General features: G+C 62.9%; 19 protein-coding genes, 1 tRNA gene and 1 riboswitch. Of the genes, 13 read left to right on the top strand and 7 right to left on the bottom strand.

Annotation, left to right across the window (positions count from 1 at the left end):
- Positions 1-31: 31 nt before the first annotated feature.
- The 4 genes from AWB76_RS25020 (at position 32) to AWB76_RS25035 (ending at position 2,911) form a co-directional block, all read left to right on the top strand.
- The gene (locus AWB76_RS25020; RefSeq protein WP_061162819.1) at positions 32-1,222 is read left to right on the top strand and encodes an acyl-CoA dehydrogenase; all 1,191 of its coding nucleotides are present in this window, start codon (positions 32-34) and stop codon (positions 1,220-1,222) included.
- 298 nt (positions 1,223-1,520) lie between these two features.
- Entirely contained in the window at positions 1,521-1,823 is a 303-nt protein-coding gene (locus tag AWB76_RS25025; protein ID WP_035500744.1) for an ElaB/YgaM/YqjD family protein, read from the top strand.
- A gap of 182 nt (positions 1,824-2,005) precedes the next feature.
- Positions 2,006-2,386, top strand: a complete 381-nt coding sequence (locus tag AWB76_RS25030) for a phage holin family protein (protein ID WP_061162820.1) — start codon at positions 2,006-2,008, stop codon at positions 2,384-2,386.
- Between the two features lie 21 nt (positions 2,387-2,407).
- On the top strand, positions 2,408-2,911 hold the full coding sequence (locus AWB76_RS25035; protein WP_061162821.1) for a DUF3318 domain-containing protein: 504 nt from the start codon (positions 2,408-2,410) through the stop codon (positions 2,909-2,911).
- Between the two features lie 8 nt (positions 2,912-2,919).
- On the opposite strand, the gene AWB76_RS25040 is transcribed toward AWB76_RS25035, so the two are convergent.
- The 7 genes from AWB76_RS25040 to glyA form a co-directional block, all read right to left on the bottom strand.
- Complete coding sequence (locus AWB76_RS25040; protein ID WP_061162822.1) at positions 2,920-3,372, bottom strand: type IV pilin protein; 453 nt, start codon at positions 3,370-3,372, stop codon at positions 2,920-2,922.
- An 8-nt stretch (positions 3,373-3,380) separates the two neighbouring features.
- Positions 3,381-3,860 (bottom strand): pilus assembly PilX family protein, encoded by a 480-nt coding sequence (locus AWB76_RS25045; RefSeq protein ID WP_061162823.1) that lies wholly within the window; start codon positions 3,858-3,860, stop codon positions 3,381-3,383.
- Positions 3,857-4,648 carry a PilW family protein gene (locus tag AWB76_RS25050; protein ID WP_061162824.1) on the bottom strand — a complete coding sequence of 264 codons (792 nt, stop codon included), beginning with the start codon at positions 4,646-4,648 and terminating at the stop codon, positions 3,857-3,859. The genes AWB76_RS25045 and AWB76_RS25050 overlap by 4 nt, the downstream gene beginning before the upstream one ends.
- On the bottom strand, positions 4,645-5,028 hold the full coding sequence (locus AWB76_RS25055; protein ID WP_061162825.1) for a type IV pilus modification PilV family protein: 384 nt from the start codon (positions 5,026-5,028) through the stop codon (positions 4,645-4,647). Before AWB76_RS25055 ends, AWB76_RS25050 begins: the two co-directional genes overlap by 4 nt.
- A complete protein-coding gene (locus AWB76_RS25060; RefSeq protein ID WP_061162826.1) occupies positions 5,025-5,573 on the bottom strand; it encodes a GspH/FimT family pseudopilin in 549 nt (182 codons plus the stop codon). The genes AWB76_RS25055 and AWB76_RS25060 overlap by 4 nt, the downstream gene beginning before the upstream one ends.
- A gap of 159 nt (positions 5,574-5,732) precedes the next feature.
- Positions 5,733-6,215: a transcriptional regulator NrdR gene (gene nrdR / locus AWB76_RS25065; protein WP_061162827.1), complete on the bottom strand. Its 483-nt coding sequence runs from the start codon at positions 6,213-6,215 to the stop codon at positions 5,733-5,735.
- An 18-nt stretch (positions 6,216-6,233) separates the two neighbouring features.
- The gene (gene glyA / locus AWB76_RS25070; RefSeq protein WP_061162828.1) at positions 6,234-7,481 is read right to left on the bottom strand and encodes a serine hydroxymethyltransferase; all 1,248 of its coding nucleotides are present in this window, start codon (positions 7,479-7,481) and stop codon (positions 6,234-6,236) included.
- A gap of 166 nt (positions 7,482-7,647) precedes the next feature.
- Positions 7,648-7,746, bottom strand: a riboswitch (ZMP/ZTP riboswitch).
- Positions 7,747-7,952: 206 nt separating this feature from the next.
- On the opposite strand from glyA, the gene ydfG reads away from it, so the two are divergent.
- From ydfG to AWB76_RS25115, 9 genes are all read left to right on the top strand, one after another.
- Positions 7,953-8,699 (top strand): bifunctional NADP-dependent 3-hydroxy acid dehydrogenase/3-hydroxypropionate dehydrogenase YdfG, encoded by a 747-nt coding sequence (gene ydfG / locus AWB76_RS25075; RefSeq protein WP_061162829.1) that lies wholly within the window; start codon positions 7,953-7,955, stop codon positions 8,697-8,699.
- Positions 8,700-8,826: 127 nt separating this feature from the next.
- On the top strand, positions 8,827-9,288 hold the full coding sequence (ybgC, locus tag AWB76_RS25080; RefSeq protein WP_061162845.1) for a tol-pal system-associated acyl-CoA thioesterase: 462 nt from the start codon (positions 8,827-8,829) through the stop codon (positions 9,286-9,288).
- A 165-nt stretch (positions 9,289-9,453) separates the two neighbouring features.
- Positions 9,454-10,131: a protein TolQ gene (gene tolQ, locus AWB76_RS25085; RefSeq protein ID WP_008342801.1), complete on the top strand. Its 678-nt coding sequence runs from the start codon at positions 9,454-9,456 to the stop codon at positions 10,129-10,131.
- Positions 10,132-10,146: 15 nt separating this feature from the next.
- On the top strand, positions 10,147-10,590 hold the full coding sequence (gene tolR, locus AWB76_RS25090; protein WP_061135335.1) for a protein TolR: 444 nt from the start codon (positions 10,147-10,149) through the stop codon (positions 10,588-10,590).
- A gap of 11 nt (positions 10,591-10,601) precedes the next feature.
- Positions 10,602-11,693 (top strand): cell envelope integrity protein TolA, encoded by a 1,092-nt coding sequence (tolA, locus tag AWB76_RS25095; RefSeq protein ID WP_061162830.1) that lies wholly within the window; start codon positions 10,602-10,604, stop codon positions 11,691-11,693.
- 138 nt (positions 11,694-11,831) lie between these two features.
- Positions 11,832-13,124 (top strand): Tol-Pal system beta propeller repeat protein TolB, encoded by a 1,293-nt coding sequence (tolB, locus tag AWB76_RS25100; RefSeq protein WP_061162831.1) that lies wholly within the window; start codon positions 11,832-11,834, stop codon positions 13,122-13,124.
- 55 nt (positions 13,125-13,179) lie between these two features.
- A complete protein-coding gene (gene pal / locus AWB76_RS25105) occupies positions 13,180-13,686 on the top strand; it encodes a peptidoglycan-associated lipoprotein Pal (protein ID WP_061162832.1) in 507 nt (168 codons plus the stop codon).
- A 36-nt stretch (positions 13,687-13,722) separates the two neighbouring features.
- Positions 13,723-14,472 (top strand): tol-pal system protein YbgF, encoded by a 750-nt coding sequence (ybgF, locus tag AWB76_RS25110; RefSeq protein ID WP_061162833.1) that lies wholly within the window; start codon positions 13,723-13,725, stop codon positions 14,470-14,472.
- A gap of 156 nt (positions 14,473-14,628) precedes the next feature.
- Positions 14,629-14,704: transfer RNA gene (locus tag AWB76_RS25115), tRNA-Lys, on the top strand.
- Positions 14,705-15,687: the final 983 nt, after the last annotated feature.

Below are 15,687 nucleotides of genomic sequence, written 5' to 3' on the forward strand. Positions count from 1 at the left end.
GGCGCTTTTCGATGAAATCAGGAGATAGCACATGGCCGACGCCGCCCGTTTCAACTGGGAAGACCCGCTCTTGCTGGATCAGCAACTGACCGAAGACGAACGCATGGTGCGCGACGCCGCGCACGCTTACGCGCAGGACAAGCTCCAGCCGCGCGTCGTGCAGGCGTTTCGCGAGGAAAAGACCGATCCGGCGATCTTCCGCGAAATGGGCGAACTCGGTCTGCTCGGCCCGACGATTCCCGAGCAGTACGGCGGTCCGGGTCTCAACTACGTCTGCTACGGGCTGATCGCGCGTGAAGTGGAGCGCGTGGATTCGGGCTATCGGTCGATGATGTCCGTGCAGTCGTCGCTCGTGATGGTGCCGATCAACACCTTCGGCAGCGACGCGCAGAAGGAAAAATATCTGCCGAAGCTCGCGCGCGGCGAGTGGATTGGCTGCTTCGGCCTCACCGAGCCGAACGCGGGTTCCGATCCCGCCAGCATGACGACGCGCGCGAAGAAAGTGCAGAACGGCTTCTCGCTGTCCGGCGCGAAGATGTGGATTTCGAACTCGCCGATCGCGGACGTGTTCGTCGTCTGGGCGAAGCTCGAAGAAGACGGCCGCGACGAGATTCGCGGCTTCATCCTCGAAAAAGGCTGGAAGGGTCTGTCGGCGCCGGCGATTCACGGCAAGGTCGGCTTGCGCGCGTCGATCACCGGTGAAATCGTGATGGACGAAGTGTTCGTCCCCGAAGAAAACATGCTGCCGAACGTGCGCGGCCTGAAAGGTCCGTTCACGTGCCTGAACTCGGCGCGCTATGGCATTTCCTGGGGCGCGCTCGGCGCGGCGGAAGCGTGCTGGCACACGGCGCGGCAATACACGCTGGATCGCAAACAGTTCGGCCGTCCGCTCGCGGCAAATCAGCTCATCCAGAAAAAGCTCGCCGACATGCAGACCGAAATCACGCTCGGCCTGCAAGGCGTGCTGCGCCTCGGCCGCATGAAGGACGAAGGCACGGCGGCCGTCGAGATCACGTCGATCATGAAGCGCAATTCGTGCGGCAAGGCGCTCGACATCGCCCGGCTCGCGCGCGACATGCTCGGGGGCAACGGCATCTCCGATGAATTCGGCGTCGCGCGTCATCTCGTGAACCTCGAAGTCGTGAACACGTACGAAGGCACGCACGATATTCACGCGCTGATTCTCGGCCGCGCGCAAACCGGCATTCAGGCGTTTTTCTAAACAAGCTTCATTCACACGCGATGAGGGCCGGCGCTGATTGCGTCGGCCCCTTTTCTTTTCGCGCTTTGGTTTCGGGCAAGCTCGCGTGTAACTTTCGATAATCGCCTGAAACTTTTACGGGTCAGATCGTATCCATTCGAAGTGTTGTCGATATATTGACGAGGCGGAAGGCTCGCGCGCGCGACTTGACGCGACTGGAACGGAATCTGCGTCAGTCCGCGCGGCAGGACATACGCCTCCTCGTCAGCGATCCCATCTTTGGTTACGATTTGCGTAGCCTTACCGATTGGAGCCTTTAATGTCAGAAATCAATAAGGAGCGATTCATGTCGGATATCAAATCAGTACTCGCTGACGCCGAAGATCTCTTGAAGCAAGCGGCTACCGCCACCGGTGAACGCGCTTCCGAACTGCGCGAGACCGCCCTCACCCGGCTGAAGCAGGCGAAGGAAAAAGCGGCCGACGCGCAGGTCGTTGTGATCGAGCGAGGCAAAAAGGCCGCGCGCGCCACCGACGATTACGTGCACGAGCATCCGTGGGCGTCCATCGGGATTGCGGCGGGCCTCGGCATGGTGATCGGGCTTCTGATCAATCGCAAGTAAGCAGCCGTCCTCCCGGTCCGATGGCCCGCAGATTGCTAGCGTGCTGTCTGTCGTGGTCCCCGCTGGACTGAACCGCGAGCGCCTTGCCCGGGCGCGCGGCTCGACACTCGCACCGGCCGGCTGCTTCACGCGCCGACCGGAACTACAAAAAGCGGCACCAACGCGCTTCTCGCATTCAAGCCATGACGACAGAACGGCCAACGCAGCAATCCTCCCCGGGACCGTTGCGACGAATCCTGAGCTCCGCCTTCGCCATCTTCGAGACGCGCCTTGAACTCATCGGCATCGAGCTTCAGGAGGAAAAGGAACGGCTCATCGGCGTGCTTTTCCTCGGTCTCGCCGCCATGATGCTCGCGATGATGGCGCTCATCTCGCTGACGGTGCTGATCGCCATTTTCTTTTGGGACACGTATCGCTGGCAGGCGCTCGGCGGCATCACGTTGCTGTACGCGCTGATCGCGATCGGATGCGGCCTGCGTGCCCGCAGCAACCTGCGCGACGCGCCGAACATGTTCGACGACACGCTCGCCGAATTCCGCAAGGACCGCGACACCTTCCGCTGATCCACGCGCCCAGACCAAGCCATGAGCCAAAACGACGACACTTTCAAGACGCCCAAGCGCGCCAAGATGCAGAAGCTGCGCACGCCGCACATGCGCGCGCTGCGCAAGGAACTGCTGATCGCCCGCGCGGATGTCGAGCGCATGGAACTGCGACAAGCCACGCACGATCTGCGCGCGTCCGTCACGCATTTCAGCGTGCTGCGCTTCCTGATGCCGGGCGGCGGCGGATCGCGTCGCTGGGGCAAGCGGCGCGGTGCATCGGCGGGCGGCATCGGCGGCATGCTCGCTTCGCTGCTCGGTTCGGGCAACATCGGCTTGCTGCTGAAGCAGTATCCGGTCATCGGCTCGCTCGCGTCGCTCGTGCTCACCAAGCCGGTGCGAACGAAGCTGCTGCGCAGCGCGAAGCCCGTGCTCAAATGGGGCGGTCTCGCGCTCGCCGGATGGGAAGGCTGGCGTATCTATCGGCAGATGAAGGCCGCCGCGCCCGAAACATCCACCGACGCCGTCGATCCGACGGTGTTCTGATCCCGAACTCAACTCTTTGCTCCCCAGCAGGACGCCGACTGCGCCGCATCGAGCGGCGTCGTCGAGCCGGGCGCATGATTCCAGCGCAGTCCCGTCGCATCGATGACGAACGCGCCGCAGGCATCGTCTTGCATCGCTCCGGACGCGATCGGCGTGGCTTCGATCCCATATCCGCCGTTCGTCGATGATTCCGGCAGCACCGTCACGCTATAAACGGCCGCTCCGCTCAACGGCGCCCGATCGAGACCGGCAGCGAGCGTAATGCTTTCGCCGCTGGCCGATGTCTGCGCAAGCCGCGCCGTTTCGACGAACTGAACCGCGCGCATCGACGCGGACGCGGCGTCGAGCCGATGCGCCTTCACCACATGCGTCCGGTACGCCGGAATGGCGAACGTCGCGATGATCGCGGCGACGCCCAGCGCGATCATGAGTTCAAGCAGACTGAAGCCCTTTTCGTTCATGCCGATCCTCAAAACGGTCTGGCGACGACGCGCCGCCAGTGTTGCGTGCTCGCGCCATCGGCGATATCGATCCGAAGTTGCAGCCATGCCTCCGAATCCGCCGTCGCGCCGAAGCCGCGCGCGGTAATCAGATACGACGCGTTCGTCCACGACTCGATCAGGCATTGCGGGACGCGCCGCGCGTACGGCCAGGAAGCGAACGGCGCGAACGCAACAGCGGTCGGTCCTTCGAACGAGGATTTCGCGCGCCATCGCGAGGGTTCGTCCTTCGAGCTCGTCGACGGCAACGCGAGCGACAACATTCGGCTGCATCGGATCAATGCGCTGTCCGCGGCGTGAAACGCCTGCACGCGCTCGCGCGTCGCGACCGTCGCCCGGGCCACCACGAGCGATGTCTTCAGCCATGCGCCCGCGGTAATCAACATCATCGCGGCGAGAATCAGGACCACCGGCAAGGTGGCGCCGCGCATTTGCGAACGTCGATTCACTGCGCGCCTCCGGATGCCATCGCCGGCGAATTGCGTATTGCCACGCGCCGCCAGAAGACTTGCCGAACGCGGCCATCCTCGACGAATACGGGCGAACCGCTGCAATCCACGTAGCTCGTTTTTCGTTTCGCGTGTGCAAGAAAGCCGCGCACGACGATGCAAATGTCGACGGCGTAGGCATCGCGCCAGCGTTCGCGCGCGACAGCCGACGCATCCGCTGCCGACGACGCGCCCGCGAGCCAGTACATCACGCGCATCCGCTCGATGCCTTCGACGATCGGCTGCGCCTGCTTTGCGCCGCTGCCCTCGCAGTACAACTCGGGCTCGCCCGTGGAACTGCTGGCCTTCGCATAGAAGCGGTTCGTGACGAAGGCGTCGGATACGGTCTGGCCGAGACAATCCGTCGGCACGCCCGCGCTCGACGGCCAGGTAGACACCACATCGACGGCATAGCGAATCTGCACGCCATCCGAGTGGCTCGCGAGCGATTCGCACGATGCCGCCGAGTCCGCGCCGACCACACGGCCTTGCGCGCAGCCGAATACCGATGCGTCGACATTCGAATCCCGGCTCGACGCGAAACCGGCCATCTGAATGTGCTGGCCGAGCACGTCCAGCGCGATGGACGCGGCGTCGTGAATGCGCGCGGCATCGGCGGCACGCTCGAACGCATCGCGCTGTCCGCGATAGAGCGCCAGCGACGCGATCACGATCAACATGCCGAGCGCGAGCGCGATCGTCATTTCCAGCAGCGTATGGCCGCGCGAGGGGAACAGGCGTGACGTCATCGCGCAAACGCCACCGCGATGCAGGACGCGAGCGGCTTCGCCTGCGGTTCGGGGCACGGATCGGACCGGTCGTCCGCGCGCCAGCTCACCGTGGCGACGCGCACGCCATCGGCACGGTCGGAGATCGCGACATCGCCTGCAGGCAGCATCGACGACGCCCTCGCCTGCCATTGCGACACGGTCGCCGCACGGTCCGCATCGCCGCGCACGCTTTGCGCGACCGAATCCGCGATGAGCGTCGCGCGTTCGCGCAGCAGCGCAGCCCGTTCGCCGCGTGCGAGCGCGCTCTGCACCGCGACGAGACCGAGCGCCGTGACCGCCGTGAGCGTGAGCGCGACCATCACTTCGATGAGCGAAATGCCATGTTGAGCGCGCTTCATGCCGATGCTCCGCAGCTTCCCTGAGTCACGCGCGCCCGGCCGCCGGACGCGAGCCGTACGCATCGTCGCGATGCCGAATTCGCGGCCAAGTCGGCGCCGCGCGGGCCGAAGTCGAAGCTGCGAAATCCGCCGATCACTTGCCCCGAAGGCGGCGTGAACGAAAGATCGGTCGACGTTCCGGCGATCGAGATCGACGTCATCGGCGGCTCCATGCGCAGGAGCGTTGAAACACCATCGCGATCGACGAACAAACCCCATCCGCACGACCAGTCCGTGACGCCGTTTTCGCAACTTCGTCCTGATGCAAGGCAATGACGCGATGCGTCGATTCTGCACAGCGTGACGCGCGCGCCGCGCCTCACGGCTTCGGCACGGGCAAGCGTCAGCGAGGAAAGGAGCGAACGCGCCCGGGCATCGACCTGATCGCGCGTCTGCCACGCGATAAACGACGGCGCGGCGAACGTCGCGAGTATCGCCATCACGGCGAGCACCACGCACAGTTCGACGAGCGTGAAACCTGAATTTGATGCGCGGATGATCTGCATGCCTTATCGATCGAATCGAGCCGAAAAGCTCAATCTAGCGATAAGCGATGCGCGCCGCCATTAGCCGAATGGCCGAGTGTTCACGCCACACGATGCCCGGCACACTTGCGCGAGCGACGTCAGCAAACGAGGCTGGGGAGGGAAACGATGAAAGAAAGATCAGCGCTTGCGCGTGCTCGATTTCTTCGGCACGGCACGGCGGAATTCGTCGAGCACGTCTTCGAATTCGGAGACGTCTTCGAAACGCTTGTAGACGGAAGCAAAACGCACGTAGGCGATGGTGTCGAGCTGCCGCAGTTCGTTCATGACGAGCTCGCCGAGACGCTCGCTTTGCACTTCGCGTTCACCGCTGCCGAGCAACTGATATTCGATACGGGACGCGGCGGCATCGATGGCATCGGCTGCAACCGGGCGCTTGCGCAGCGCAAGCTGCATGCTCGCGACGATCTTGCGCCGGTCGAACTCGGTGCGGGTGCCGTCCTTCTTGACGACGGACGGCAGCGCCAGCTCGACGCGTTCATACGTGGTGAAACGCTTGTCGCACGCGGGACAGCGCCGCCGCCGCCGAATGGCCGCGCCATCCTCCGACACGCGAGAATCCACGACCTGGGTATCTTCGTGTCGGCAGAATGGGCAGCGCATAGGCGTTTGACTCGCGGATTAACGGTAGACCGGGAAACGCTTGGTCAGATCGGCCACCTGCGCACGCACGCGTTCGAGGTTTGCCTGATCTTCCGGATTGTCGAGCACGTCCGCGATCAGATTGCCGACGATCTCCGCTTCCTTCGTACCGAAGCCGCGCGTGGTCATCGCCGGCGAGCCGAGGCGCACGCCGCTCGTGACAAACGGCTTTTCCGGATCGTTCGGAATCGCGTTCTTGTTGACCGTGATGTGCGCGGCGCCCAGCGCGGCTTCCGCAGCCTTGCCGGTGATCTTCTTCGCACGCAGATCGACGAGCATCACGTGGCTTTCCGTGCGACCCGACACGATGCGCAGGCCGCGCTTGACCAGCGTTTCAGCGAGCACGCGCGCATTGTCGACGACGCGTTGCTGATATTCCTTGAATTCCGGCGACAGCGCTTCCTTGAACGCGACAGCCTTCGCAGCGATCACGTGCATGAGCGGACCGCCCTGAATGCCAGGGAAGATGGCCGAGTTGATCTGCTTCTCGAACTCGGCCTTCATCAGGATCACGCCGCCGCGCGGGCCGCGCAGGCTCTTGTGCGTGGTCGTGGTGACGAAATCGGCGTGCGGCACCGGATTCGGATACACGCCGGCGGCGACGAGACCCGCATAATGCGCCATGTCGACCATGAAGTAAGCGCCCACGCTCTTCGCGATCTTCGAAAGACGTTCGAAATCGATCTTCAGTGCAAACGCCGACGCGCCCGCGACGATCAGCTTCGGCTTGTGCTCCTTGGCGAGCGCTTCGGTCTTTTCATAGTCGATGTCTTCGGCTTCGTTCAGGCCGTAGCTCACGACGTTGAACCACTTGCCCGACATGTTGACCGGCGAGCCGTGCGTCAGGTGACCGCCTTCAGCGAGGCTCATGCCCATGATCGTGTCGCCCGGCTTGAGCACGGCGAAGAACACGCCCTGATTCGCCTGCGAGCCGGAATTCGGCTGAACGTTCGCGGCTTCGGCGCCGAACAGCTGCTTCACACGGTCGATTGCCAGTTGCTCGACGATGTCGACATACTCGCAGCCGCCGTAATAGCGCTTGCCGGGATAGCCTTCGGCGTACTTGTTCGTGAGTTGCGAGCCCTGCGCGGCCATCACGGCCGGGCTCGTGTAGTTTTCCGACGCGATCAGCTCGATGTGATCTTCCTGGCGGCGGTTTTCCTGCTCGATCGCCTTGAGCAATTCGGGATCGACATTGGCGAGGGTACTTTCGGCTCTGTCAAACATACGTTTTCCGTGAGATCAAAACAGGTTGACCGGATCGCGCGTGCGCCACGTTCGAAGCAGACGCAAAAGACGCTGGAAACCGATGGAGTCCAGGCGCGACGGATAGAGGATGAATCCGGTTTCGCGGAACGGACAGCCACCGGCAACGCAGCGACGGCGTGCGGATCTCAGCTGCCCAGGCGAACGGCAAAACGACGCTCCGCGCTTCCTGGTGGGTCGCTCCACCTTGAATCCGAAGATTCTATCGCCAGTCACGCGGGGTTTGAGCGTTGTAGTTTAATGGGCCGTCATGCTTTAGGCAACCGGCTCGGCGCCCGATTCCACCCGCCCCCGGAGGGCATTAAAGCACGATCGTTCGCACCCGCAATTGCTTGCCGCGCCGCATTAATGGAAGTACGCTTTGCGCCGTTGCCGGACGCGCTCCCGTGCGCGCTCCGGCTTTGCCAATCCCGCCCCATTCGGAGTCCGCTCATGATCGTTTTTGTCACCGGCGCGTCGGCCGGATTCGGCGCTGCCATCGCCCGCACTTTCGTCAAAGGCGGCCATCGCGTGATCGCGGCCGCGCGGCGCAAGGAGCGCCTCGTGGCGTTGTCGAACGAACTCGGTGACGCGCTTTTGCCCGTCGAACTCGACGTGCGCGATGAAAACGCGGTCCGCAACGCCGTCGCGTCGCTGCCCGAGGCGTTTTCGCAGATCGACATCCTCGTGAACAACGCCGGTCTCGCGCTCGGCCTCGAACCCGCGCAACGCGCGAATCTCGATGACTGGAAGAGCATGATCGAGACGAACTGCACGGGCCTCGTGACCGTCACGCACGCGGTCCTGCCCGGCATGATCGAGAGGAATCGCGGGCACGTGTTCAATATCGGTTCCGTGGCGGGCACGTATCCCTACGCCGGCGGCAACGTTTACGGCGCGACCAAGGCGTTCGTGCGGCAGTTCAGCCTGAACCTGCGCGCCGACGTCGCCGGCACTGCGCTGCGCGTGACGGACATCGAGCCGGGACTCGTGGGCGGCACCGAATTCTCGAACGTGCGCTTCAAGGGCGACGACAGCAAGGCAGCGACTGTTTACAAGGACGTGCAGGCGCTCGTGCCCGAGGACATCGCCGACGCGATCTACTGGATCGCCACACGTCCGGCGCACGTGAACATCAACGCGATCGAGATGATGCCGATCGCCCAGAGCTTCGCACCGTTGCAAATTCACCGCGGCTGATTTCGATATCTGCCTAAGGATTTGGCGGCGGTGCTTCGGGTTCCGGTAAAATGCCGCCGATGAATATTTGTCAAAATGCGAGCCGGATCGTGCTGACGAGCCTCCGCGCGAGCGGGGCGGCGCAAAGGTGAGTGATCCGTTGACTTTCGAGTGGCCGATTCGGGTGTATTACGAGGACACCGACGCCGGCGGCATCGTCTTCTACGCGAACTACCTGAAGTTCTTCGAGCGGGCGCGCACCGAATGGCTGCGCGCGTGCGGCATCGACCAGCAACGTCTCGCGGATGCGAACGGCATTGTGTTCGTCGTGAGACGCACGTCCGTCGAATATTCTTCGCCGGCGCGCCTGGACGACGTCATTCGCGTCGTGAGCCGCATCGAACGTCTCGGCCGTGCATCGGTGGATTTTCATCAGGAAGCGTGGCGCGACGGCGTGCTGCTCGCGAGCGGCGACATTCGCGTTGCATCGGTGGATCGCGCGTCGATTCGTCCGGCCGCCATTCCGGATGCCGTGGCCGACGGACTCAAGCGCGGCCCGCACGCCGCCCTCGCCACTGCATCACGCGGCGCCAACCCGGACCGGGCCTGAACGATGAACTCATCGCACCCCGAAGCGAAACAGGGCTTCGGGAACAGAGGAAGCATGAACGAGCATGAGCCGGCCACGGCACGGCTTTCGTTTGATTCACATCCATTTCACGAAAGCATGACGCTTTGACCGGACGCCCCTTTCGGGACGTAACAGCGGACCTTTATGAACAATACACAAGACCTGTCGATCATTTCTCTCGTCGTTCACGCGAGCCTGCTCGCTCAGGCCGTGATGGCGCTGCTGCTGCTGCTGTCGCTCCTGTCGTGGACTTTCATTTTCCGCAAGTGGTTCGCCATTCGCCGCGCGCGCGCGCAAACCGAGCGTTTCGAGCGCGATTTCTGGTCGGGCGGCGACCTGCAGGCGCTGTATCAGAGCGCGGCGAACAACCGTCACACGATCGGCGCGCTCGAGCGTATCTTCGAATCCGGCATGCGTGAATTCCTGAAGGGCAAGGAGCGCCGCATCACCGATCCGGGCGCGATCCTCGACGGCTCCCGCCGCGCGATGCGCGCCGCGTTCCAGCGCGAGATGGACGTGCTCGAGGCGAACCTCGCGTTCCTGGCGTCGGTCGGATCGGTGAGTCCGTATATCGGTCTCTTCGGCACGGTCTGGGGCATCATGAATTCGTTCCGCGGTCTCGCCAATGTGCAGCAGGCGACGCTCGCGAACGTGGCGCCGGGCATCGCCGAGGCGCTCGTCGCAACCGCAATCGGTCTCTTCGCCGCCATTCCCGCGGTGGTCGCGTACAACCGCTACGCGCACGATATCGACCGTCTGGCGATCCGCTTCGAGACTTTCATCGAAGAGTTCTCGAACATCCTCCAGCGTCAGGCGCACTAACAGAAGGAGTCCGCGATGGCAGGCCCCATTCGTTCCAGCATGCGCGGCAGCTCGCGCCGCGCGATGGCTGACATCAACGTCGTGCCGTACATCGACGTGATGCTCGTGCTGCTCGTCATCTTCATGGTGACGGCGCCGCTCGTTTCGCCGTCGATCATCAATCTGCCGACCGTCGGCAATGCGCAGCCGCAGGAACAGCAGCCCCCGCTCGTCATCAACATCAAGGCGGACGGCAGCATGAACGTCCGCTACAAGGAAGAAGGCGGCGCGACGCAAGAGCAGAAGATGACGATGAATGATCTCAACAGCTTCGTGCTGAACCGTCAGGAATCGCATCCCGATCAGCCCGTCGTGATCGCGGCGGACAAGACCGTGAAGTACGAAGTCGTGATGAACGTGATGTCCGATATGAAGGCGCGCGGCGTGAAGCGCGTCGGATTGCTCGTCAAATCGCAATGACCCTTTTGCACATGCAGACACGCGCATCGTCCGCGCGACCGATCCGCCCGCCGCGCGAGCGCGGCACGGGTAAGGCGTTCGCGCTCGCGGCGTTGATGCACCTGCTGCTCGGCTGGTTCCTGTATCACGGCATCAACTGGCAGAACAACACGCCGGCGGGCGCGGAAGCGGAAATCTGGACCGAGATTCCGGACACGCCCGCGCCGACGCCGCGCCCTGCCCCGCCGCCGCCCGCACCGGTCAAGGTGCAGCCCGCTCCGCCGCCGGCGAAGGACGAGGACGCGGACATCGCCTTGCAGGAAAAGAAGCGCAAGCAGCAGGAAGCCGCCGCGCGCGAGGCTCAGCTCGCCGAGCAGCGCCGTCAGCAGGAAGAGGCGAAGCAGGAGGCGGAAGCGAAGCGTCAGCAGCAACTGGCCGCGCAAGCCGCCGCGGCCGCGCAGCAGAAGGCGATGCAGGACAAGCAGAAGCAGATCGAGCAGCAGCGTCAGGCCGACCTGCAAAAGCAGCAGCAGAAAGCGCAGCAGGACAAGCAGCGCCAGCAGCAGCAAGCCGAAGCGCAGAAGCAGGAACAGCTCAAGGAGCAGAAGGAAAAGGAGCAGCAGGAAGCCAAGGCCAGGTCCGATGCGCAAGCCAAGGCCAAAGCTGAAGCCGACGCGAAGGCGAAGGCCGCTGCACAGGCGAAAGCCAAGGCCGACGCGGAAGCGAAAGCCAAGGTCGATGCCGAGCGCAAGGCCCGCCTCGCGCAGTTGCAGGGGCAGTTGGGCGGCGGCACGGGATCGAGCGGCGAAGGGCTCGCGAAGAGCGGCACTGGCAAGGGCGCGGGCGGCAATGCGACCTCGCCGGGCTATGCCGAGAAGGTGCAACGCCGCGTGCGGCCGAACATCGTGTGGGCGGGCGAAACGGCCGGGCTCGAGACGGTGGTTTCGGTGCGCTGCTCACCGTCGGGCACGCTGTTGTCGGCGAGCATCACGCGTTCGAGCGGCAACGAGCAGTGGGATCAGGCCGCGTTGCGCGCGGTGCAGCGCTCGGATCCGATGCCTCAGGATATCGACGGCAAGGCGCCGGATCACTTCACGATCACGCTGCGTCCGGCGGGAGGCTGATTGCACGCGTTGCCTGATGCCCGGCAGGAAAACGGGCGTGAAAGCGCGCCTTGAGCAGCGGGAACGAATTGTGCGACCGCGGGTCTGTTCTGCAGTCCGCGGACACTTGAAAACGCTTTTTTCTGGAACCTATACAGCATGAGTTTGATGACGAAGCTTGGCCTGAAGACGCTGGTCGCGTCCTGCCTGATCGCAGCCGGCACCGCCGCACACGCCCAGTTGAACGTACTCGTGACCGGCGTCGGTTCGACCCAGTTTCCGATCGCGACGGCCAATTTCGCCAATGAAGCGAGTTCGGCGCAGCAGGTCAGCGCGATCATTCGCCAGGATCTGCAGAGAAGCGGCAAGTTCACGAATATCGACGCGGGCAGCGCGCCCGTTGCCGAAACCGATTCGGTCGATCTCGGCGCCTGGAAGGCAAAAGGCGCGGATGCGTTCGTGTCGGGCAGTGTGAACAAGCTGCCGAACGGCCAGTACGAAGTGCGCTTCCGTCTCTACGACACCGTCAAGCAGCAGAATCTGGGCGGCCTGTCGCTGGTTTCCGCGGAAAGCGGCCTGCGCATGAGCGCGCACAAGATTGCCGACTACATCTACGCGAAGCTGCTCGGCGGCCGCGGCGTGTTCGCGACGCGTCTGTCCTACGTCATTCAGACGGGCGGGCGTTATCAATTGCAGATTTCGGATTCGGACGGTCAGGACGCGAAAATCGCCCTCTCCAGCCCGGAGCCGATCATTTCGCCGGCGTGGTCGCCGGACGGCACGAAGGTCGCCTACGTGTCGTTCGAGAAGAAAAAGCCGGTGGTGTACATCCACGATCTGCCGACGGGACGTCGCGTGGTCGTGTCGAACCAGAAGGGCAACAACAGTGCCCCGGCGTGGTCGCCTGACGGCCGCAAGCTCGCGGTCGCGCTCTCGCGCACCGGCAACACGCAGATTTTCGAAGTCAATGCGGACGGTTCCGGCCTGCGCCGTCTGACGCAAGGCAGTTCCATCGACACCGAGCCGTTCTTCTCTCCCGATGGCAACTGGATTTATTTCACGAGCGATCGCGGTGGCCAGCCGCAGATCTACAAGATGCCGGCGGCGGGTGAAAGCGCCGGCGCGGCCCAGCGGGTCACGTTCGCGGGTTCGTACAACACGAGCCCGCGCGTGAGTCCGGACGGCAAGCAACTCGCGTACATTTCGCGCACTGGCGGCGGCTTCAAGCTGTATCTGCAGGACCTCGCGTCCGGCACGGCGACGGGGCTGACCGACACGACGCATGACGAATCGCCGAGTTTCGCGGCGAATGGTCAGTACATCCTCTACGCCACCCAAGTGAACGGACGTGGCGTGTTGGCAGCCGTTTCGACCGACGGTCGCACGCGGCAAGTCTTGTCAGTTCAGGGCGGTGTGGTGCGCGAGCCGTCCTGGGGTCCGTTCATGCAATAAGTCCAGCAATAACGTTTCACATACAACGTTCAGCTACAACACAAGGAGAGGTACCATGATGTCGAAACTTCGTATCGGCCTGGCAGTTGCGATGGTCGGCGCATTGGCGGCGTGTCACTCGGGCGTGAAGCTCGACGAAGGCCAGAACAAGGGTGCAGTCGGCACGCAGCCGAACCCGTCGGACGTGAAGCAGGTCAATATCGACCCGCTGAACGATCCGAACAGCCCGCTCGCGAAGCGCAGCATCTATTTCGACTTCGACAGCTATGCCGTGAAGGACGACTATCAGCCGCTGCTGCAACAACACTCGTCGTACCTGAAGAGCCATCCGGAGCGTCACGTCCTGATCCAGGGCAACACCGACGAGCGCGGCACGAGCGAGTACAACCTGGCGCTCGGCCAGAAGCGTGCGGAAGCCGTGCGTCGTGCAATGTCGCTGATGGGCGTCGCGGATTCGCAGATGGAAGCCGTGAGCCTCGGCAAGGAAAAGCCGACTGCGACGGGTCACGACGAATCGTCGTGGGCACAGAACCGCCGTGCGGATCTCGTGTACCAGCAGTAATCAACTTAACGTAACCAGTTACGGGTGAGTCGCCCTATGTTGTATCGCTTTCCCTTGCTGCGCGTGGCCGCAGCCGCGTGCGTAGCCGGCTCGACGATGCTGAGCGTGCCCGCGCACGCCGGCGTCTTCGACGACAACGAAGCGCGTAAAGCCGTGCTCGACCTGCGCACGAAGACCGACAGCCTGTCCAATCAGTTGCAGGCGGCGCAGCGCACGATCCTCGATCAGCAGAATCGTATCGACCAGCTCAATCAGCAGGTCGCGACGGTTCGTGGCCAGAACGAGGATCTGGCCAACCAGGTCGCGACGCTGCAGAAGCAGCAGAAGGACTATTACGCCGACCTCGATTCGCGCTTGAAGAAGTTCGAGCCGCAGCAAGAGACGGTCGACGGCGTGACCGGTTCGGTGCAGCCCGGCGAGACGGAAGCGTTCAACGCGGCGTCGACTCAATTCCGTAACGGCGACTACAAGAATGCCGCGGCGTCTTTCAAGGCGTTCGTGGCGAAGTATCCGCAGAGCCCGTATCAGCCGACGGCGCGGTACTGGCTCGGCAATGCGCTCTACGCGCAGCGCGACTACAAGGGATCGACTGCGATCTGGCAGGACCTGGTGAAGAGTTATCCGACGCATCCGCGAGCGCCCGAGGCGTTGCTCGCAATCGCGAACAACCAGATCGAGCAAGGTCAGAAGGCGGCTGCGAAGCAGACGCTTCAGCAGATCATCTCGCAGTACGCCGGTACGGAAGTCGCGCAGACCGCGCAGAGCAAGATGTCGCAGGTGAAGTAAGCGAAGCTTTCAGGATTTCCTTCGAGTTTCGCGCCTCTCGAGGAGAATGCCCGCGGGCAGTGAAGCCGCGGGCGTTTTTCTTTCGATGATTCAAGCGTTCTTCAACGAGACCGGTTGACAGAACCAAGAATCGAAGTTTATAATTTCGCCTCTTTCGGGTCGTTAGCTCAGCTGGTAGAGCAGCGGACTTTTAATCCGTTGGTCACAGGTTCGAATCCCGTACGGCCTACCAAGTATCAGGTAAGAAGCCCAGTCATTGCGACTGGGCTTTTTGCTTTGTGGTGCTCGTGTAGGCACTGTGTAGGCAAATCCGAGCAACATCAGCGTTCCTGAACGGTAGCGGATTTCGGCTGGAACGTCATCGCGAGTGGATTGAACGGTTTGCATCGTCGTGTCCTTTGCCGCATGAGCAGCAATCGTGATTGACGATACGCCTTGTGAGACCACCAAGAACTTTTGTCAATTGATCCCCTACTGCCATTGTTCTTACTTATGGCTCGTGCCTAGTTTTCCGAATGGACGACGAGGACGAGACATTGGCGCGTCGGGGGGATAAAAAAGGCGGGGCGCATTATCCTTGCTCCATACGCTACGTACGCCTGATAAATGAACGACGCACCCTCCCGCAGGGTCGACGCCGCGACGGGCCTGTTCGAGCAACACTCATTTCAAGCGGTCAGCATCGGTGACGTCCGGGGCTGTCTCGTGATCGCGGCACAGCTCGAGTTCCGGGCCGATCCGCTCGTGGCAACCAAGTGCGGACCCAGCTCGCTCGCTTGCCGCAGGTGAGTCGTGATGCGCTGGTGCATCTCGTGCGTCCTGCGGTAGTCGATCAACTGGCGCGGCAGTTCTGCTACTTGCTGTTGGGGGGCAACCACGCAGGCCGGATTGATCCGGGACGTGACAGCCCGCGAGGCGTGGGAGTGCGCGCGACGATTGATCGAGTGTGCGGCGCTGGACTGAGGGAACGGGGAATTCAGAATAAACGGGTACTTTGATGCGGCGTCTCGTGATCTATTCCTGCGCATGCCGTTGATGGCGTTATGCAGGGGGGACGCGATACATGATTTATCTAGGCCCGTTTTTTGGTAGCAGGTGGGAGCATCACAAGTACGCTCCGTTGCTGTGGGACAGTCTCAATTATTCGCTTTATCTGAGTGTGGTGGATGGGCGCTATTTTCACCTCGCCAGTCATTACTGTTTCGGAACTGATCG

Source organism: Caballeronia temeraria, from assembly GCF_001544795.2.
Lineage (GTDB): Bacteria > Pseudomonadota > Gammaproteobacteria > Burkholderiales > Burkholderiaceae > Caballeronia > Caballeronia temeraria.